Origin of the sequence: Psychrobacter sp. 16-MNA-CIBAN-0192 (genome assembly GCF_040309565.1) — a bacterium.
Classification (GTDB): Bacteria; Pseudomonadota; Gammaproteobacteria; order Pseudomonadales; family Moraxellaceae; genus Psychrobacter.
This window is the reverse complement of sequence record NZ_JBEOOX010000080.1, coordinates 1-343: the sequence shown is the minus strand read 5'-3', so window position 1 is coordinate 343 and position 343 is coordinate 1. Positions and strand designations below refer to the sequence as shown.

At 39.1% G+C, this 343-nt stretch carries 1 protein-coding gene; it reads right to left on the bottom strand.

The genetic code is table 11. The annotated features are described in order from the left end of the window. Positions 1 to 62: 62 nt before the first annotated feature. Positions 63 to 343 (bottom strand): hypothetical protein (locus AAEY78_RS12440; protein WP_352339650.1); only part of this gene is annotated, 281 nt, incomplete at its 5' end.

Sequence of the window (343 nt, the reverse complement as noted above, 5' to 3'; positions counted from 1 at the left end):
CCGCCAAATTTTGCAACACCAGCGAATTTATTCAATGTTCGAAGCTCTTTTGCAGACGAAATTTAGATTGGTTTTGTCGTTCTAGCACTTTTAGCCTGATTAAGACCACGATCAGCATTGTTCCAAATGCTAGCCTTACGAGCTCTTGAGCTAGCTAGTCGTTTTGAAATTTCATTGTGAAACTGTGAATTTAACCGACTATGTAACTGCCGCGCCGTTTGTTCAAACTTAAGGACTTCTAACTTTGGCATTTTTGAACGGTAAGCATTACGCACTTTTTCAAGCGCCATTTGGTATTCTTTTATTACGCTTTGTAATTGTGATAAATGATGACCCATTGCAC